The organism is Serratia sp. MF1(2023), assembly GCF_030954545.1.
GTDB classification, from domain to species: domain Bacteria; phylum Pseudomonadota; class Gammaproteobacteria; order Enterobacterales; family Enterobacteriaceae; genus Serratia; species Serratia sarumanii.
Genome location: NZ_JAVHUX010000004.1, coordinates 123,005 through 142,619, shown reverse-complemented (window position 1 = coordinate 142,619; position 19,615 = coordinate 123,005). Strand labels below are relative to the sequence as shown.

The window sequence follows — 19,615 nt, the reverse complement described above, 5'->3', positions numbered from 1 at the left end:
ACTTTCTGGCGGTTTGCCGCTGGCTGCCAAGCCCGGCAAGGTAATGCCGGACGGCACTGAGTTTGTCTTGCAGCGAAAACTTCATAGAACTGCACCTCCAAATGTCAGATGTGTCCAACATTTGGGGTGCAGTTCACACGCTGAGCCCTTTACTGTCTGCCGCCCCGCCAACGCCTCAGGCCGTGGCCTCGACCCCGAAAGCGCCGGGGCGGTTCTGCTGCAACCATTGCTGCACGTAACGCACCAGATCGCCGATGCAATCATCCTGCATGCCGTGGTGCTTCAGCTCGTTATCCAGCGCAAACAGGTATTGCACGTTGGTGCCCAGCGGGCCGCTGGCGCTGGCGATCAATGGCGCGATCACCTGGTGGCTGGTGTCTGCTTCAAACAGCGGATGCTGCGGGTTCATCACGAACACCAGCGCCGTGACGGCCTCACCGCCCTCCAGCTGCAGCTCACACCAGGTCGGCACGTAGCAATCGGTGATCATCTCGCGCTTCCACAGCAGCTCCAGCTCTTCGCGCAGCTTGCTCTCCGGCAGACGAAACGCCAATCCGGTGGTCTGGCCGCCCTCTTTCAGCGCCAGCATGCGCCCCGGCTGATGAAGCGTGCCGCGCCCGGCGGTCAAACGCATGCAGAACGCCCGATGCCAGCCCTGCAGTATGGCTGGCCGCACTTCTTCCGATTCGAAAACCGGATTCCACATCAGCGAACCGTAACCGAATACCCATACCGGGCTGTGATCCGGCCGGCGCGATAATGTGCATGCCAACGAGGCTGCGCGCTGTTCAGGCGTCAGCAACAGCGACTCCTCAATAGCGCCAAAGGCGGTTTTGCAATCCGCTTTTTGCAGAAAATCTCGCGTTAACACTGTTACAATCTCCCGGGAATACGATTTCTCGTCCTCCCTCGCCACTACTGAACCTTTGCAATTTTATTTTTTGGTGCGGAATTTTATTAATTCAATAACCGCGCCTATTAATAATGACCATATTCTTTTCCCGCCGCGCAATCAAGTTGCAAAGCGGCGTTAACGTGGAAAAGTATTTGTACTGAGCAGCAATAATATTAATTGCCGAGGTCAGCATAACGTCTGCGCGATTTTTACCGGGCATGAAAGGCGTTACTTTTTGTGCCAGCGCTCATCGTCGCCCTTGCGATAGCTTTGTTTGACCGCTGCCCAGGCCACCTTGTGCGCCGTCTCTTCCCGGCCGGCGTCACCGCGTCGATCTTCAGGATCCCGATATTGTTGCCAGGCGCTGTTGAACGCTTCTTTATAAATCGCCTGCGCATGGGCCGGCAGCACATGCTTCACATTGTCCGGCAAGTCGTTCGTGTCTTGGTATGGCATCACGTCCTCCCGTGCGTATTGCGTGAGCCTTAAGCCTAGCTCACAGGCGATTGCGCCTCAATGAGCAAACAATTCTCATTATCAAACGGCATGGTATACTCACCGCCAAACGAACTATAAGGAGATCCCCGTGACTACCGAAGCCCCTCGCTCACGCGCCCCCTACCTGATCGCCGTCAGCGCCGTACAGGACATTACGCCGCACCTGCGCCGCATCACCTTTACCGCGCCCGATCTGCGCTACTACCCGGCCAACGCCGCCGCTGCGCACATCAAAGTCTTTTTGCCGCTCGCCGACCAAACTCAGCCGGATCTGCCGACGCTGACCGAAAACGGCCCGCGCTGGGCCGCGGACGCCGTGCGCCCGATCGTGCGCACCTATTCCATTCGCGCCGTGCGCCCGGAACAGGCGGAAGTGGACATCGAATTTGCGATTCACGATCACCGAGGCCCAGCGGTCGACTTTGCGCGCCAAGCGAAAATCGGCGATAAAATCGGCATCAGCAACCCGGGCGGCCCCAAACCGATGCTGCCGGCGGCCGATTTCTACTGCCTGGCGGGCGATCCTTCCTCGCTGCCTGCACTGGCCGCGCTGCTGGAAAACCTGCCGCAGCACAGCGCCGGGCGCGCTTTCGTCCGCGTCGACAGCACCGCTGACATAATTGACCTGAAAAAACCCGCTGATGTTGAAGTCAATTGGATCGTCGGCGGCACGGAGAAAACCGACGAACTGATCGCTCAGTTCCGCGCGCAGTCCCTGCCGCAGGGCGAAGCGCACTTCTGGCTCGCCGGTGAAGATCGCCTGGTGGTGGGGCTGCGCCGCTACCTGCGCCGTGAACGCCAATGCGATCGCAATCGTCTTTATGCCGTACCTTACTGGCGTGAGGGGCTAAATGAAGAGGGTTACCACAATAAACGGCATGAAATCATGGATAATATTGATGACTAACGGTCTCGTTTTCCTTGATTAACCAAGCGGTAAATGAGTAAACACGACTTTTCTCAAATCTAACGTTAAAAATTGTCGTTACTGCGTAAAAGTAAGTAAATAAAACCGCACCCCGTGCGGTTTTTTTGCTACCCTGATCACATAAAGCAAGCAATTGCTTTCTCAGATAAAAACAACATCACACCGGCGCCGCGGGTGTATCCTAATATAAAATACCTACTGGAAACGCAGAGTTGCCGTGCCACGGCGACCGGCGCCGACGGGCTACGCTGTTTGAGAAGGAGTGCCACCCTCATGAAGTCGCAACACGATCCTGGCCGATCCACCAAATCTCGCCACACCGAATACTCGCTGATCTTTCCCATCGCCGCGCTGGTGGTGTTGAACCTGTGGAGCAGCACCGCTAACTTTCCGCTGATCGTCGGCATCAATATTCTCGCGCTGGTGGGGATCCTCAGCAGCGCCTTCAGCGTGGTGCGCCACGCCGACGTGCTGGCTCACCGGTTGGGCGAACCCTACGGCTCGCTGATCCTCAGCCTGTCGGTGGTGATCCTCGAGGTCAGCCTGATCTCGGCACTGATGGCCACCGGCGACGCCGCGCCGGCGCTGATGCGCGACACGCTGTACTCCATCATCATGATCGTTTCCGCTGGCCTGGTCGGCTTCGCGCTGCTGCTCGGCGGGCGCAAATTCGCCACCCAGTACGTCAATCTGGGCGGCATCAAACAGTACCTGATGGCGATTTTCCCGCTGGCGGTGATCGTGCTGGTATTCCCGAGCGCGCTGCCGGGCGGCAACTTCAGCACCGGGCAAGCGCTGTTGGTAGCGCTGATCTCCGCCGCCATGTATGGCGTGTTCCTGGTGATCCAGACCAAAACCCACCAGAGCCTGTTCGTGTACGAGCATGAAGACGACGACGGCGACCCGCATCACGGCAAGCCTTCTTCCCACAGCAGCGCCTGGCATGCCGCCTGGCTCATCGTGCACCTGATCGCGGTTATCGCCGTCACCAAGTTCAATGCCAATCCGCTGGAAGGTCTGTTGACCAAAATGAACGCGCCGGCGCAGTTCACCGGTTTCCTGGTGGCGCTGCTGATCCTGTCGCCTGAAGGGCTGGGCGCGCTGCGCGCCGTGTTGAACAATCAGGTGCAACGCGCCATGAACCTGTTCTTCGGCTCGGTGCTGGCGACCATCTCCCTGACCGTGCCGGCGGTCACCATCATCGCCACCCTGACCGGGCAGACGCTGATCTTCGGCCTGCAAACGCCGCATATCGTGGTGATGCTGACGGTGTTGCTGCTGTGCCAGCTGTCGTTCTCGACCGGCCGCACCAACGTGCTGAACGGCACCGCCCACCTGGCGCTGTTCGCCGCCTACATGATGACTATCTTCGCCTGATCAAAAAGGGGCGCACACCGTGCGCCCCCGCCTTCGTTTATACCGAGAAGAATATCGCCGCGGCGATCCCCCCGAACAAAATCCACTTGATGATGTAGTAACCGGTGCGATTCCAGGCCTTCAGGCGTTTCCCCACCCGGCGTATCGCATAGATGTATTTGAACATCTTGTTGACGCCGCCGGTGCGATCGCCCTCTTCATTCGGCGCAGTGGCGGCGCTCATCAGATTGCGCCCCAGCCAGTGGTTCACCGCCTGCGCCCAGCGGTAGCGCATCGGCCGTTCGATGTCGCAGAACAGGATCAGACGGTTCTGCCCGCTCTGGTTTTCCGCGTAGTGCAGATAGGTTTCATCGAACATCACGCCTTCCCCGTCGCGCCAGCTGTAGCGCTCGCCGTCCACCTCAATGAAGCAGCGGTCATCATTGGGGGTAATCAGCCCCAGGTGATAACGCAGCGAACCGGCGTAAGGGTCGCGGTGGCGCGGCAAACGGCTGCCGTCCGGCAGTTCGGCGAACATCGCCGCCTTGACCGAAGGCAGGCTGCGCAGCAGTTCCGTGGTCTGCGGGCACAGGGTCATAGCGGAGGGATGGCTGTCTTCATACCATTTCAGATAAAAGCGCTTCCAACCGGTCTTGAAAAACGAGTTAAAACCGGCGTCGTTGAATTGATCGGACGCCTTGATCTGCTGGATCTCCATCAGCTTCTGTCCTTCGTCGCGGATGGTTTCCCAGTTATCTCTCAACACCGCCAGCTCAGGAAACTGCTCCGGCTTCAGGTACGGCGTGGTCGGCACACGGGAAAACAGATACATGAAGACGTTCAATGGTGCGGTAAAGGTGGAATGGTCAGACAGCTGCCGCCACACGTTGTAGCGCACCCGTCCGCGGTAATGCACATAGACGACGCATAAAATAAGCAAAATCAGAACGATGTATTTCATGTTTGAATCGCATCAAGGAACCTACACGCTATGCGCCGCGCGGCGCACACCCCAGATAATGTCCTTTTGGCGGCACAGGCAAATTGCGCGCCAATCTGGCACTCACTAATCATTGACGCTAACTCAACGAAAATCTATACAAAAAACCACAATAATTTACACAAAGGTTAAACGAAATGATAAATGAGGGGCGATAAAAAAGGCCGCCGAAGCGGCCTTTCCATTAGCGGATAGGTTAACTGTAAGCGTTGAGCGTGCGCTGGCACAAAGCGGAACGCACGCAGTCCTGTTTTTCAAAGCGGATAACGCCGATCATCTCGTCCTCTTCGAAGCGCTCCAGGGCATCGCTGAGGCCGGATTTCACCCCGCGCGGCAAGTCGCACTGGGTCACGTCGCCGTTAACGATAACCGTCACGTTTTCTCCCAGGCGGGTCAGGAACATTTTCATTTGGCTGGCGGTCACGTTCTGGGCTTCATCCAGGATAACGACCGCATTTTCGAAGGTGCGCCCGCGCATATAAGCGAACGGCGCAATCTCTACCTTGCCGATTTCCGGGCGCAGGCAGTACTGCATAAAGGAAGATCCTAAACGACGTACCAGAATGTCATACACCGGGCGGAAATAAGGCGCGAACTTCTCGGAGATATCCCCCGGCAAGAAACCGAGGTCTTCATCCGCCTGCAAAACAGGACGGGTAACGATAATCCGATCCACCTCTTTATGAATCAGCGCCTCCGCCGCCTTGGCGGCGCTGATGAATGTTTTGCCACAGCCGGCTTCGCCGGTGGCGAAGATCAGCTGCTTATTCTCTATGGCTGATAAGTAATGACCCTGAGCTTCGGTTCTAGCCTCGATGGGTGAGCTATCGCGCTTGTCTCGCGCCATGCCGATAGACTCGACTCCCCCCATTTGCACCAGCGAGGTCACAGACTCTTCTTCCAGCTGGCGATGACTACGAGCGTCACGACGAATAACGCGTTTCGCTTCACGACGTGCTTTGATCACTGCTTTCTGTCTACCCATAGTGGCACCTTACAGTTTGTTTCACCTACCGCAACGGCTTGGCCGCGCGATTATGTTTCACACACGTATTAGGTTTTGGCCTCCTCCGAGCCAATAAGAGCCAAGGGACAAGGTGAATTGACGGCAACGCTTAAGCGCCGTGTCTTCACGGGACAACGCGGACTGCATCTGTAAACGTGGAGTAAAAAGTGATGAAATTCGGTAGCGATAAGAGTGCGGAGTTGCCGGTAAAAGAGAGTCGGAGAGATAACCCTCGTTACAACGAGAAATCAGGTGAGATGTGTTATTTTTTCTTTCCAGCCCAACCAAGGACTTTACCATTAGCGATCCCCGCAGTGATATTTACAGCTTCAAGCTGTGCACCGTGTGAAAACTACCGCCAGATGATTACAGTATAATGACATTCAATCTCGTCGCGTTACTAAAATGTAAAAAAATTTAATATCTTTTGTTTTCAGTTAGCGCTAAAACACTATATCACGCTCGACACGTCATTCCAGAAAAATTTTCACCCCAAAAATATCAATGAATTGCAATTAAAAACCGCAAATGACACTTTGGTTTCTCGATTAAATTTTGCGCAATTCAAAGCCGGTGAGCCGTGCAGATTTTTTTAACCCGCAGGCAAAGCATCGAATTGAACTTCGTCGTGCAATGTCCCGCGCAATAGGCAAGCCAAAGTAAAACGAGGCGGAAGATCGCGCCTCGTCATTGCGCACTCAGGCCTTGAGCAAGCCGCTGGCCAGATAGTCGCCGCCCTCTTTCACACCCGGCAATACGAAGAAATACCCGCCGCCGATCGGCTTGATGTATTCCTCCAGCGCTTCACCGTTGAGCCTTTTTTGCACCGTCAGGAATCCTTTTTCCAGATCGGCCTGATAGCAGACGAACAGCAGCCCCATTTCCAGCTGCCCGGCATTGGAGACGCCAAGGGAATAGCTGTAGCCGCGCCGCAGCATCAGGTTGCTTTGGCTTTCCGGCGTGCGGGGGTTCGCCAACCGGATGTGCGCGTCCATCGGTATCACCTTGCCGTCGGGATCGTTCGCGTAGTTCGGCTCGTCATGTTCATGCTTCATACCGAGCGGCGCGCCGCTGTGCTTTTCGCGGCCAAAGATGGTTTCCTGCTCCTGCAGCGGCGTGCGATCCCAAAACTCCACGCGGAAGCGAATAATGCGCGCCGCCTGGTAGCTGCCGCCCGCCGTCCACGCCGGCTCGCCGGCGCTGTCGCCAACCCACACCACTTTATCCATCAGCGGTGTGTCGTCGGTTTTCGGGTTGGCGGTGCCGTCTTTGAAGCCCAGCAGGTTAATCGGCGTTTCTTTGCCTTTGCTGCGCGCCGCATGCGCCGAGATGAACCCTTCCCGCTTCCAGCGCACGCTGAGCAGATCCGGCGAATGCTTGATGATATCGCGCAGCGCGTGGAGAGCGGTTTCATTGGTGTTGGCGCAAATCTGCAGCAGCAGGTCGCCGTGGCACAGCGCGGCGTCCAGCGCATCGTTGGGGAAGCGCGTCATCTTCTGCAACCGCAGCGGTTTTTGCGCCTGCAGGCCAAAGCGTTCGTCGAACAGCGATGCGCCGACCGAAACGGTGATGGTCAGGTTGTCCGGGTAAATCTCCGGCCCCATGATGCCCGAATCGAGCGGCGGCAGCTTGGCATCCACTTCCGGCGCCTTGCCGCCGTGGGTCAGGAACGCGATGCGATCGGTCAGCAGCCGGAACAGACGCTCCAGATCCGCTTTGCTGGTCGCCAGCACGTCGAACGCCACCAGCATCATCGCCGCCTGTTGCGGCGTCAGCACCCCGGCCTGATGGCGACCATAAAACGGCTGTTTCTGCCAACGCTCATCCTGCGGCGTCGCCAACGGCTCCGCCGCGTTGCCCGCCGCCTGCGCCAGGCGGCTGCCGCCCAGCGCCAGTGCGCCCAGCCCCAGCCCTTGCAGCAAACGGCGCCGCGAAGGCGAGGCCGCCCCCTGCGATTGCGGATGCGGCCCGCTGTTCGGGCCTGCCTTGTTGCTCATAATCCTATGCCTCAGTCCAGGCCCAACACGCCGCGCAGTTGGGAAAGGTCTTCCGCCAGCGTGGTGATCGGCCCTTTCAACGCGTTGCGATCGGCTTCGCTCAGCTTCTCGTAGGACTCATAGCCCTCTTTGGTTTTGTACTTCGCCAAAATGGTGTCCACGGTTTTGAAGTTGGCGTCAATCTTGTCCAGCAGCGGCTTGTTGGCCTTGACCAGCAGCGGGCGTAGCAGGTTGACGATCTTCTGCGCGCCGTCGACGTTGGCCTGGAAATCCCACAGGTCGGTGCGGCTATAGCGGTCTTCTTCACCGCTGATCTTGCTCGCCGCCACTTCTTCGATCAGCCCGGCTGCGCCGCCCACCACCTTGCTCGGCGGGAAGGTCAGTTCACCCACGCGTTTTTGCAGCTCAACGGTGTCCTGATACAGCCGATCGGCGTATTTATCCATGTCTTTGGTCGAGTTGTCGGCAAACAGCGCCTTCTCCAGACGGTGGAAACCGGTGAAGTTAGGGTCCGCCGATTTCTTCTCGTAGTCGTCTTCACGGGCGTCGATGCTGCCGTCCAGATCGGAGAACAGCTCGGCGATCGGCTCGATGCGCTCATAGTGCTGACGGGTCGGCGCATACAGCTTGCGCGCTTGCTCCACGTTGCCGGCCTTCACCGCGTCGGTGAACAGCTTGGTCTGTTTCACCAGCCCATCGACTTCTTTGGTGACGTAGACTTTGTATTCGGCGATCGGGCCAACCAGATCCAGCGCGCTCGGCTTGCCGTCGGTGGCGCCGTTGGCCGCCGCAGTGACGGTCAGTTTGCCTTTTGGATTGCTCAGCAGCCCGCAGGTCATGTCATATTCGCCCGCTTCCAGCGTGGCTGTCATTTTCTGGGTGAAGCCCGGCGCGATGTTCTCGCGCTCTTCCACCACCATCACCCCTTTCAGGATTTCCCATTCGACGTTTTTCTGGCTGGTGTTATGCACCACAAACTGCGTCTTGCCGGCCGACACGGTCAGTTGCATCGGTTCGCACTGCTTGTCGTTGACCGTGACCTTGACCTGCGGCACGTCCGCCGCCAGCGCATCGATGCTCAGCGCAAACGCCGGGATAGCCAGTAATGCTGCGTGCAACGCCTTGCGGCGAAATAACGGAGTAGACATACGAGATTCCCTATTAAACATTAATGATTGATTTTACGTTGCGCCGGAGCCGCTGCGGCAGGAAAAAGAAAATCAGCGCCGGGATCAGATACAGGAAGTAGACCGCCACTTCGCTGACCGTCGGCGCTTCCTGATAACCGAGAATGCCTTCCAGCAGGGTGCCGAACAGCGAATGGGTCGACAGGGTGCTGCTGAAATCGAAGGCGATGTCCTGGAAGTGGTTCCACAGACCGGCCTCATGGAAGGCGCGGATCGCCCCCGCGGCCAGCCCGGCGGCGACGAACAGAATGAACAGGCTGGTCCATTTGAAGAATTTGGCCAGGTGCAGCTTCACCCCGCCCCAGTAAATCATCATGCCCAGCACGATGGCGGCCGCCAGGCCGAGCACCGCGCCGATCGGCGCCGCGGCACCCACGTCTTGCTGGAAAGCCGCCAGCAGGAAGAACACCGACTCCAGCCCTTCGCGCGCCACGGCGAAGAACACCATCGCCACCAGCGCCCAACCCTGCCCTTTGCCGGCGCTGAGCGCCTGATCGATCGCCCCTTCCAGATGCACCTTGACCGACTTGGACACTTTGCGCATCCAGAACAGCATATAGGTGAGGATCAGTACCGCCACCACCGCGACGATGCCTTCGAACAGCTCCTGCTGCTTCTGCGGGAACTCGCCGGTGGTTTCATTGATGAAGATGCCGAGCGCCAGACACAGCGCCGCGGCGACAATCACGCCGATCCACACCGCGCCCAGCCATTGGCTGCGCTGCGTGCGTTTCAGGTAGCTGGCGATCAGGCTGACGATCAGCGCGGCCTCCAGCCCTTCACGGAACATGATAAGAAAGGGAACGAACATAAATAATCACCCCTGAAAAGACCGCGGCGGCAGAGAAAGCTGGCTCGACATGCGCTGCGCAACTCTGTAAAGAAACGTAAAATGCAACGAGAGTGATTATCATTCTGCCAAGAAGAAATACAAGAGGCGCCAGCGTGATTTTTTCTAATCAAATGTCACCAGGTGTTGGATGACGGCGATCGGCAGGCGAAAAAAAGGGCGCGTTACGCGCCCCTTGCTGACTGACATCGAACGGCGTTACACCGTTTTATACTCGGCTTCCGCCTGATCGAAACGCTCGGTCATGGTGGCGGATGGCCGGCGGCCCATCAGGCTCACTACCACGATAGCGAGGCAGCCCAGAATAAAGCCCGGGATGATTTCATACAGGCCCAGCCATTCGTACTGTTTCCAGACGATAACCGTCACCGCGCCGACCAGCATGCCGGCCAGCGCGCCGTTGCGGGTCATGCGCGACCACAGCACCGAGATCAGCACGACCGGGCCGAAGGCGGCGCCGAAACCTGCCCAGGCGTAGCTCACCAGGCCCAGCACGCGGTTCTCCGGGTTGGCCGCCAGCGCGATGGCGATCAACGCCACCACCAGCACCATCACGCGGCCGACCCACACCAGCTCACGCTGGCTGGCGCCTTTGCGCAGGAACGCCTTATACAGGTCTTCGGTGATCGCGCTGGAGCACACCAGCAGCTGGCAGCTCAGCGTACTCATGACCGCCGCCAGAATCGCCGACAGCAGCACGCCCGCCACCCATGGGTTGAACAGCAGCATCGCCAGCTCGATGAACACGCGTTCGCCGTTCTGCGACACGTTGCCGGCTTGATCCGGGTTATTGGCGAAGTAAGCGATGCCGAAGAAACCGACGGCGATGGTGCCGGCGAGGCACAGGATCATCCAGGTCATGCTGATGCGGCGCGCGCTGCGGATGGTGCGGTGAGAATCCGCCGCCATGAAACGCGCCAGGATGTGCGGCTGGCCGAAGTAGCCCAGGCCCCAACCCAGCAGCGACAGGATGGCGACGAAGTTCAGCCCCTTCAGCATGTCGAGGTTCGCCGGGTTCTGCGCCTGGATCACCAGCATCGAGGTATCGATGCCGCCGACGGCGAAGATCACGATCACCGGCGTCAGGATCAGCGCGAAAATCATCAGGCTGGCCTGCACGGTGTCAGTCCAGCTCACCGCCAGGAAACCGCCGATAAAGGTATACAGGATGGTCGCCGCGGCGCCGGCCCACAGGGCGGTTTCGTAGCTCATGCCGAAGGTGCTTTCGAACAGACGCGCGCCGGCCACGATGCCGGAGGCGCAGTAAATGGTGAAGAACACCAGGATGACGATGGCCGAGATCACCCGCAGCAGCTTGCTGTTGTCTTCAAAGCGGCTGGTGAAATAGTCCGGCAGCGTCAGGGCGTTGTTGTTGGCTTCGGTATGCACGCGCAGCCTTCCTGCCACCAGCTTCCAGTTCAGGTAAGCGCCGATGGTCAGGCCGATGGCGATCCAGCTTTCGGAGATGCCGGAGAGGAAGATGGCGCCCGGCAGGCCCATCAGCAGCCAGCCGCTCATGTCGGAAGCGCCGGCGGACAGCGCGGTCACCACGCTGCCCAAACTGCGGCCGCCGAGAATATAGTCATCAAAGTTGTTGGTTGCCCGGTAGGCAAGCAGGCCGATCAGCACCATCCCGAAAATGTACACCAGGAAGGTCACCAGCATAGGTGTGCTCATTGTCATTTAATTCTCCACTTTCATTATTATTCGCGTTTCGCTCCGGCCACGCCGGCGCCGGTAAACCCACGCGCAATGCATTTCACTGGCCGCCGCGCCGGAACGTGGCGCAGCCTGCGAGCGAGTGCAGGTAAAATAGTTTCTGCCCGTAATTGTTGACCGTCGGTTATCCTAGATGAGCCTTTCATCAACCAACAAGATATTTAACAACAAAGTTACACAAAGTTTACCCTGCGTCACATTTACCGGGCCCAAAGGTTGCACTCACGACAAGTAAAATGAGTTGCACCTGGCCATTACCCTTATATACCGCAAGGTAAAACGCCTGCGGCCGCATAAACCCCGCCGCATTCGCTCAATAACGCAACATTCATGCCAACTGCCGATGTTAAAAAATCGATGAAACTCACACTTCGCTCATCAGCCTGATTTAACAAGGTTGCACAAAGTTGCAACATGCAGGATATTGTCTGCATTCTTAACCCCACACATCTCACGAACCTATCCCAACAGGCTTTCCGGCCTGCCGTTTGTCTAGCCTGATGGGATAGGTTCTAAACACAGGAGTTGGATAGGCATGGGCACTACCACAATGGGCGTGAAACTCGACGAGGCAACACGCGACCGGATCAAGAGCGCCGCGCAGCGCATCGATCGCACGCCGCACTGGCTCATCAAGCAGGCCATCTTTAATTACCTCGAGCGTCTCGAGAGCGGTTCCGATATTCCTGAAATTCCCGCGCTGGCCGCTGCGGGCCAGCCTGAAGCGGACGACATTATGCCGCAAGCGCAGGAAGAGTCACACCAGCCATTCCTCGATTTCGCCGAACAAATTCTGCCGCAGTCGGTCACCCGCGCCGCCATCACCGCCGCCTATCGTCGCCCGGAGACCGAAGCGGTGCCGATGTTGCTCGAACAGGCGCGATTACCCGCCGATCTTGCTCAGGCTACTCACAAAATGGCCTATGGCATCGCCGAGAAGTTGCGTAACCAAAAAAGTGCAAACGGCCGCGCCGGCATGGTGCAAGGCCTGCTGCAAGAGTTCTCCCTCTCCTCGCAGGAAGGCGTGGCGCTGATGTGCCTGGCGGAAGCGCTGCTGCGCATTCCGGACAAACCGACCCGCGATGCCCTGATCCGCGACAAGATCAGCAACGGTAACTGGCACTCACACCTGGGGCGCAGCCCGTCGCTGTTCGTCAACGCCGCCACCTGGGGCCTGCTGTTCACCGGCAAACTGGTCTCCACGCATAACGAAGCCAATCTGTCGCGTTCGCTGAACCGCATTATCGGCAAGAGCGGCGAGCCGCTGATCCGCAAAGGCGTGGACATGGCGATGCGCCTGATGGGCGAACAGTTCGTGACCGGTGAAACCATCGCCGAAGCGCTGGCCAACGCGCGCAAGCTCGAAGAAAAAGGCTTCCGCTACTCCTACGACATGCTGGGCGAAGCCGCCCTGACCGAAGCCGACGCCCAGGCCTACCTGGTTTCCTACCAGCAGGCGATCCACGCCATCGGCAAAGCCTCCAACGGCCGCGGCATCTATGAAGGCCCAGGCATCTCCATCAAACTGTCCGCCCTGCACCCGCGCTACAGCCGCGCGCAGTACGAACGCGTCATGGAAGAACTCTATCCGCGTCTGCTGTCGCTGACCCTGCAGGCACGTCAGTACGATATCGGCATCAACATCGATGCCGAAGAGGCCGACCGTCTGGAGATCTCGCTCGATCTGCTGGAGAAGCTGTGCTTCGAACCGCAGCTGGCCGGCTGGAACGGCATCGGCTTCGTGATTCAGGCCTACCAGAAACGCTGTCCGTTCGCCATCGACGCGGTGATCGACATGGCGCAACGCAGCCGCCGTCGCCTGATGATCCGTCTGGTGAAGGGCGCCTACTGGGACAGCGAAATCAAACGCGCCCAGATGGACGGCCTGGAAGGCTACCCGGTCTACACCCGCAAGGTCTATACCGACGTTTCCTACCTGGCCTGCGCCCGCAAGCTGCTGTCGGTGCCGAACCTGATCTATCCGCAGTTCGCCACCCACAACGCCCATACCCTGAGCGCCATCTATCACCTGGCCGGCAACAACTACTACCCTGGCCAGTATGAGTTCCAGTGCCTGCACGGCATGGGTGAACCGCTGTACGAACAGGTGGTGGGTAAGGTGGCCGACGGCAAACTGAACCGCCCTTGCCGCATCTATGCGCCGGTCGGCACCCATGAAACGCTGCTGGCTTACCTGGTGCGCCGCCTGTTGGAAAACGGCGCCAACACCTCGTTCGTCAACCGCATCGCCGACGCCACCCTGCCGCTCGACGAACTGGTGGCCGATCCGGTCAGCGCCGTGGAAGCGCTGGCGGCCAGCGAAGGCCAGATTGGCCTGCCGCACCCGCGCATTCCGCTGCCGCGCGAGCTGTACGGCGAGAAGCGCACCAACTCCAGCGGTCTGGATCTGTCCAACGAACAGCGTCTGGCTTCGCTCTCCAGCGCCCTGCTCACCAGCGCCAGCCATCCGTGGCGCGCGGAGCCTATCATCGACGCCGAATTGGATCAGGGCGTGGAACAGCCGGTGATCAACCCGGCCGAGCCGGGCGATGTGGTCGGCTACGTGCGTGAAGCCACCGAAAGCGAAGTCAGCCGTGCGCTCGACGCCGCCGCGGCCGCCGGCCCAATCTGGTTCGCTACGCCGCCGACGGAGCGCGCCGCGATCCTCGAACGCGCTGCCGAGCTGATGGAAAGCCAGCTGCAAAGCCTGCTGGGCATTCTGGTGCGCGAAGCCGGTAAAACCTTCAACAACGCCATCGCCGAAGTGCGCGAAGCGGTCGACTTCCTGCACTACTACGCCGGCCAGGTGCGCGACGATTTCGCCAACGACAGCCACCGCCCGCTGGGCCCGGTGGTCTGCATCAGCCCGTGGAACTTCCCGCTGGCGATCTTCACCGGCCAAATCGCCGCCGCGCTGGCGGCCGGCAACAGCGTGCTGGCCAAACCGGCCGAGCAAACGCCGCTGGTGGCCGCGCAGGCGGTGCGTATTCTGCTGGAAGCCGGCATTCCGCAAGGCGTGCTGCAGCTGCTGCCGGGTCAGGGTGAAACCGTCGGCTCAACGCTGGTCAACGACGCCCGCGTACGCGGCGTGATGTTTACCGGTTCCACCGACGTCGCCGGTATTCTGCAGCGCAGCATCGCCGGTCGTCTGGATCCGCAGGGCCGCCCGACGCCGCTGATCGCCGAAACCGGTGGCCTGAACGCCATGATCGTCGACTCTTCCGCCCTGACCGAACAGGTGGTGACCGACGTGGTGGCCTCCGCCTTCGACAGCGCCGGCCAGCGCTGCTCCGCGCTGCGTATCCTGTGCATTCAGGAAGACGTGGCCGAGCACACGCTGCAAATGCTGCGCGGCGCGATGGCCGAATGCCGCATGGGCAATCCGGAGCGCCTGTCCACCGACGTGGGCCCAGTGATCGACGCCGACGCCAAAACCGGCATCGAACGCCACATCCAGGCGATGCGCGCCAAAGGCCGCAAGGTATACCAGGCCGCCAAAGGCAGCGCGCAGGATGAGAAAGAGTGGGCGCGTGGCACCTTCATCAAGCCGACGCTGATCGAACTCGACAGCTTCGACGAACTGCAAAAAGAGATCTTCGGCCCGGTGCTGCACGTGGTGCGCTTCCAGCGCAACAATCTGGACGCGCTGGTCGATCAGATCAACGCCGCCGGTTATGGCCTGACGCTGGGCATTCACACCCGTATCGATGAAACCATCGCCCGGGTGACCGAACGCGCCAAGGTCGGCAACCTGTACGTCAACCGTAACATGGTTGGCGCGGTGGTCGGGGTGCAGCCGTTCGGCGGCGAAGGTCTGTCGGGCACCGGCCCGAAAGCCGGCGGCCCGCTGTACCTGTACCGTCTGCTGGCCAACCGCCCGGACGACGCGCTGCAACGTACGCTGCACCGTCAGGACGAAGAGCGCCCGATGGAAGCCACCGCGCGGCCGCAGCTGCTGGGCGCGCTGCAATCGCTGGAGAAATGGGCGGTCACCAGCCAACAAGGCGAACTGGCGGCACTGGCGCAGCGCTATGCGGAACTGGGCCAGGGCGGCACCGTACGCCCGCTGCCGGGCCCGACCGGCGAGCGCAATACCTATGCCCTGCTGCCGCGTGAACGCGTGCTGTGCCTGGCGGATAACGAAGCCGACGCGCTGATCCAGTTGGCCGCCGTGCTGGCGGTCGGCAGCAGCGCGCTGTGGCCGGAAGCGGAACTGCAGCGCAATCTGTTCCGCCGCCTGCCGAACGATGTGCAGGCGCGCATCGCCTTCAGCAAAGACTGGCAGCAGGACAAGGTCGAGTTCGACGCCGCCATCTACCACGGCGATGCCGACCAGCTGCGCACCCTGTGCGAGCAGATCGCGCAGCGCGGCGGCGCCATCGTCTCGGTGCAAGGCTTCGCCCACGGTGAAACCAACATCCTGTTGGAGCGCCTGCTGATCGAACGTTCGTTGAGCGTCAACACCGCCGCCGCCGGCGGTAACGCCAGCCTGATGACCATCGGTTAACGCATCTCAAGGCGGCCATACATTGCCGCCTGATTGGCTCACCACTACGCAAACCCTGCACTCGTGCAGGGTTTTTTTATTGCCCGCAGCCCGGTCAGCCGTTAGCGTCTTGTTATCCTTGCATGAGGATGTGTCGCCTCATGGGCGATAACAATAGGGTGAGCTTAGAACGGATTAGTTTGCTTGAAAGCCGCAGCAGACCGCTACGATTCGCATTGACTCTCGGGTTCGGCAACATCCGGGATACGGCAGCCGCAGTGGGTTTCTCGCCGCCGCAGCGCGAAACGAATTGTTGAAAGCGGAGTAAATGCGGGCGGGGGAAGCTCCCCCGCCGCCTTATTGATTCCGGAACTTGTCGAGGAATTGCTGAGTGCGCTGGTGCTGCGGGTTGGCGAACAGCGCTTTGGCCGGGCCTTGTTCGACGATGCGGCCGTGATCCATAAAGATAACCCGGTCGGCCACGTCGCGGGCGAAACTCATCTCATGGGTGACGATCACCATGGTGCGTTTCTCTTCCGCCAGTGAGCGCATGGTATTGAGCACTTCCCCTACCAGCTCGGGATCGAGCGCCGACGTCGGCTCATCGAACAAAATCACCTCCGGCTGCATCGCCAGCGCGCGCGCAATAGCCACTCGCTGCTGTTGGCCGCCGGACAGCCGCCGCGGATAAGCCTGCTCCTTGCCGCTCAGCCCCACCTTGGCCAGCAACGCGCGGGCGCGCTGTTCCGCGCTGGCTTTCGCCTCGCCCTTGACGACCACCGGCCCTTCGATGATGTTTTCCAGCACCGAACGATGCGGGAACAGGTTGAAGCTCTGGAACACGAAACCGACCTGCTGACGCAGCGCGCGCACCTGATTTTTCTGTTTGCTCAACGGCTTGCTGCCGTCGATCAGGATGTCGCCGACGCGAATGGTGCCGGAATCCGGCTCCTCCAGCAGGTTGATGCAGCGCAACAAGGTGGTTTTCCCTGAGCCGCTCGGGCCGATGATCGCCACCACTTCGCCGGCGTCCACCGCCAGATCGATCCCATGCAGCACCGTCTGACCCTTGAACTGCTTGGTCAATTGCTTAACTTCAATGGCACTCATGCGCTACTCCTGATCCTGGCGATTAACGTGGGCTTCCAGACGGTTTTGCAGTGCGGAAAGCAGGGTCGCCATCACCCAGTAAATCAGCGATGCCGCCAGGTACATGGTGAACACTTCCAGCGTGCGCGAGGTGATCAGCTGCGCCTGGCGGAACAGCTCCGGCACCTGAATGGTGGCGGCCAGCGAGGTGTCTTTCACCAGGCCGATGAAGCTGTTGCCCAGCGGCGGCAAGGCGGTGCGCGCCGCCTGCGGCAGGATCACCCGGCGCAGGGTTTGCCAACGGGTCATGCCGATGCTGGCGGCGGCTTCCCACTGCCCTTTGTCGATCGACGAAATCGCCGCGCGCAGCGTTTCCGAGGTGTAGGCGGCGGTATTGAGCGACAGGCCAATCAGCGCCGCCGGGAAAGGATCGAACTCGATGCCGAACTGCGGCAGACCGTAATAGATCATAAACAGCTGGGCGATCAACGGCGTGCCGCGGAACAGCGACACGTAAATGCGCGACAGCCACGCCAGCGGCCAAAGCGGCGAAAGGCGCATCAGCGCCAGCAGAAAACCAAGCAACAGGCCGAGCGCCATACCGCCCAGGCTAAGCTGAAGCGTCAGTATTGCGCCCTTCAATAAAAATGGCGCTGAATCCAGCGCCAGTTGAATACTTTCGTGCATTATTTAGTTACGTCCGCGCCAAACCATTTCTCGGAGATCTTCGCCATCGTGCCGTCTTTTTGCATCTCGGCGATCGCCTGGTCAATCGCGGCCAGCAGCTCTGGGTTGTTCTTGCGCAGCGCCACGCCGGACTCCTGACGAGAGAATGCCGGGCCGGCTACCGCCAGCGTATCGCCGGTTTTCTTCACCAGATCCAGCGCCGCCAAGCGATCCACCAGAATGGCGTTGATACGGCCAACGCGCAGATCCTGATACTTGGTCGGGTCGTCGTCGTAGGTACGCACGTCCACGCCCTGCACATTCTCACGCAGCCATTGCTCATAGTTGGTGCCCAGGCCAACGCCGACCTTCTTGCCCTTCAGATCTTCCGGCTTGGTGATGGTGCCTTCGTTGCCTTTTTTCACCAGCGCCTGAATACCGGAAACGGTGTAAGAGGTGGAGAAATCATATTTCTTCTTGCGCTCATCAGAGATGGTCACCTGGTTGATCACCACATCGATGCGTTTTGATTCCAGCGAAGCCAGCATGCCGTCCCACTTGGTCGGGTTCAGCTTGGCCTTCACGCCCAAATGTTCCGCCAGCGCGTTGGCGAAATCCACTTCGAAACCGGTCAATTTGCCGTCTTCACCCTGGAAGCTGAACGGCGGATAGGTGCCTTCCAGACCGACGATCAGCGTGCCGCGCTGTTTCACCTGCTGCAGCAGATTGTCGGCGGCGTAGGCTTGAGTTGCCAAACCGGTGGCCAACGCGACGCCCACCACGCCCAACAGCCATTGACGACGAACTTTCGCAAACATCATAAACACCCCTGTGTGTTATTTATCTTTTTTGATATCAGCACTTTAACAGTGCGACCGCCCGCATAAAGGAATATAACCTTATAAATATAGTTCAAAATGGAATAACAAGCGGTATTTACACCTGCGGATGGTAGGCGAACAGCGCCGGCGCACCGCCGGTGTGAACGAACAGGATAGGCCCTTCGTCGCGGAAACGCCGCTGGGCGATGCCGTCGATCAAACCGGCCATCGCTTTGCCGGTGTATACCGGATCCAGCAACACGCCTTCTTGTTGCGCCAGCAGCTGCACCGCCGCCATGCCCTCTTCGTTCGGCATGCCGTACTGCGGCGCGAAGTAATCGTCCCACAGCGCGATCGGCGCCAGTTCGTCGATATTCAGCGAACAGGCCAGGGCTTTCTGGATCTGCTCCACCTTCGGCAGCTGATCGATCACGGTGCGCGAGACCGTCACGCCGATCAACTCGGTTTCGGGCAGCAGCTGTTGCAGCCCAACCGCCAGCCCGGCATGGGTGCCGGCGCTGCCGGACGCCACCACCACCGAACTGAACGCCACGTTGCTGCGTTGGCTCTGTTCGGCGATTTCTAATGCGCACTGCACATATCCCAACGCGCCCAGGGCATTGGAGCCGCCCACCGGCACCACGTAAGGCCGGAAGCCCTGCGCCTCGAGGCGCGTCGCCAGTTCCGCCAACTGCTGCTGCGGATCGTGCAGCGCTTCGCACATCACCACCTCGGCGTTGAACAGGCCGAGCAACAGGCGGTTGCCGTTGGTCAGGTAGTTTTCCGCACGGGTATCGATGGGATTTTCCAGCAGCGCGACGCAGTGCAGGCCCAGTTTCGCCGCCACCGCCGCCGTCTGGCGCACGTGGTTGGATTGAATGGCGCCGGCGGTGACCAGCGTATCAGCGCCTTGACGCAGCGCATCTGCGGCCAAAAACTCCAGCTTTCTCAGCTTGTTGCCGCCCATCGCCATAGGGGTGACATCGTCACGTTTAAGGTAAATTTCACGGCCGAGGTAATCGGAGAGACGGGACAGTTTTTCGAGCGGTGTGGCGGTGCCAACCAGATCCAGACGCGGAAATTGCGCCAGTTGTTGTTGCAGGTTCACTACTTCCCC

Annotated in this window: 15 protein-coding genes and 1 pseudogene; 4 read left to right on the top strand and 12 right to left on the bottom strand. The window is 59.7% G+C overall.

Annotation, left to right across the window (positions count from 1 at the left end):
- Positions 1–175 precede the first annotated feature (175 nt).
- Both REA38_RS01495 and chaB read right to left on the bottom strand, forming a co-directional pair.
- A complete protein-coding gene (locus REA38_RS01495; protein WP_308884695.1) occupies positions 176–871 on the bottom strand; it encodes a gamma-glutamylcyclotransferase in 696 nt (231 codons plus the stop codon).
- A 252-nt stretch (positions 872–1,123) separates the two neighbouring features.
- A complete protein-coding gene (gene chaB, locus REA38_RS01490) occupies positions 1,124–1,351 on the bottom strand; it encodes a putative cation transport regulator ChaB (protein WP_033647745.1) in 228 nt (75 codons plus the stop codon).
- Between the two features lie 130 nt (positions 1,352–1,481).
- Here chaB and REA38_RS01485 point away from each other — a divergent pair, with 130 nt between their 5' ends.
- Together REA38_RS01485 and chaA are read left to right on the top strand one after the other, a co-directional pair.
- Entirely contained in the window at positions 1,482–2,300 is an 819-nt protein-coding gene (locus REA38_RS01485; RefSeq protein WP_033653656.1) for a siderophore-interacting protein, read from the top strand.
- Positions 2,301–2,594: 294 nt separating this feature from the next.
- Positions 2,595–3,698 (top strand): sodium-potassium/proton antiporter ChaA, encoded by a 1,104-nt coding sequence (gene chaA, locus REA38_RS01480; RefSeq protein WP_033647747.1) that lies wholly within the window; start codon positions 2,595–2,597, stop codon positions 3,696–3,698.
- A gap of 37 nt (positions 3,699–3,735) precedes the next feature.
- On the opposite strand, the gene lpxO is transcribed toward chaA, so the two are convergent.
- The 6 genes from lpxO to putP all read right to left on the bottom strand — a co-directional run bounded on the left by lpxO (position 3,736) and on the right by putP (position 11,400).
- Positions 3,736–4,638, bottom strand: coding sequence for a lipid A hydroxylase LpxO (lpxO, locus tag REA38_RS01475; protein WP_033634956.1), 903 nt, complete (start codon positions 4,636–4,638; stop codon positions 3,736–3,738).
- A gap of 235 nt (positions 4,639–4,873) precedes the next feature.
- A complete protein-coding gene (phoH, locus tag REA38_RS01470) occupies positions 4,874–5,662 on the bottom strand; it encodes a phosphate starvation-inducible protein PhoH (protein ID WP_015378226.1) in 789 nt (262 codons plus the stop codon).
- A gap of 719 nt (positions 5,663–6,381) precedes the next feature.
- Complete coding sequence (gene efeB / locus REA38_RS01465) at positions 6,382–7,680, bottom strand: iron uptake transporter deferrochelatase/peroxidase subunit (protein ID WP_193146353.1); 1,299 nt, start codon at positions 7,678–7,680, stop codon at positions 6,382–6,384.
- A gap of 11 nt (positions 7,681–7,691) precedes the next feature.
- Positions 7,692–8,828, bottom strand: coding sequence for an iron uptake system protein EfeO (gene efeO / locus REA38_RS01460; protein ID WP_041035588.1), 1,137 nt, complete (start codon positions 8,826–8,828; stop codon positions 7,692–7,694).
- A 13-nt stretch (positions 8,829–8,841) separates the two neighbouring features.
- Positions 8,842–9,678 (bottom strand): iron uptake transporter permease EfeU, encoded by an 837-nt coding sequence (gene efeU, locus REA38_RS01455; RefSeq protein WP_308884686.1) that lies wholly within the window; start codon positions 9,676–9,678, stop codon positions 8,842–8,844.
- 237 nt (positions 9,679–9,915) lie between these two features.
- Positions 9,916–11,400, bottom strand: coding sequence for a sodium/proline symporter PutP (gene putP / locus REA38_RS01450; protein WP_033647752.1), 1,485 nt, complete (start codon positions 11,398–11,400; stop codon positions 9,916–9,918).
- Between the two features lie 571 nt (positions 11,401–11,971).
- Here putP and putA point away from each other — a divergent pair.
- Complete coding sequence (putA, locus tag REA38_RS01445) at positions 11,972–15,943, top strand: trifunctional transcriptional regulator/proline dehydrogenase/L-glutamate gamma-semialdehyde dehydrogenase (protein WP_308884683.1); 3,972 nt, start codon at positions 11,972–11,974, stop codon at positions 15,941–15,943.
- A gap of 211 nt (positions 15,944–16,154) precedes the next feature.
- Positions 16,155–16,250: pseudogene (locus tag REA38_RS01440) on the top strand (type II toxin-antitoxin system HicB family antitoxin); the annotation flags it as partial.
- Positions 16,251–16,279: 29 nt separating this feature from the next.
- Here REA38_RS01440 and tcyN read toward each other — a convergent pair.
- From tcyN to REA38_RS01420, 4 genes are all read right to left on the bottom strand, one after another.
- Entirely contained in the window at positions 16,280–17,032 is a 753-nt protein-coding gene (gene tcyN, locus REA38_RS01435) for an L-cystine ABC transporter ATP-binding protein TcyN (protein WP_033647754.1), read from the bottom strand.
- A gap of 3 nt (positions 17,033–17,035) precedes the next feature.
- The gene (tcyL, locus tag REA38_RS01430) at positions 17,036–17,698 is read right to left on the bottom strand and encodes a cystine ABC transporter permease (protein WP_041035592.1); all 663 of its coding nucleotides are present in this window, start codon (positions 17,696–17,698) and stop codon (positions 17,036–17,038) included.
- Positions 17,698–18,498 (bottom strand): cystine ABC transporter substrate-binding protein, encoded by an 801-nt coding sequence (tcyJ, locus tag REA38_RS01425; RefSeq protein ID WP_308884679.1) that lies wholly within the window; start codon positions 18,496–18,498, stop codon positions 17,698–17,700. Before tcyJ ends, tcyL begins: the two co-directional genes overlap by 1 nt.
- Positions 18,499–18,613: 115 nt before the next feature.
- Positions 18,614–19,606: a D-cysteine desulfhydrase gene (locus REA38_RS01420; RefSeq protein WP_025303239.1), complete on the bottom strand. Its 993-nt coding sequence runs from the start codon at positions 19,604–19,606 to the stop codon at positions 18,614–18,616.
- Positions 19,607–19,615 lie beyond the last annotated feature (9 nt).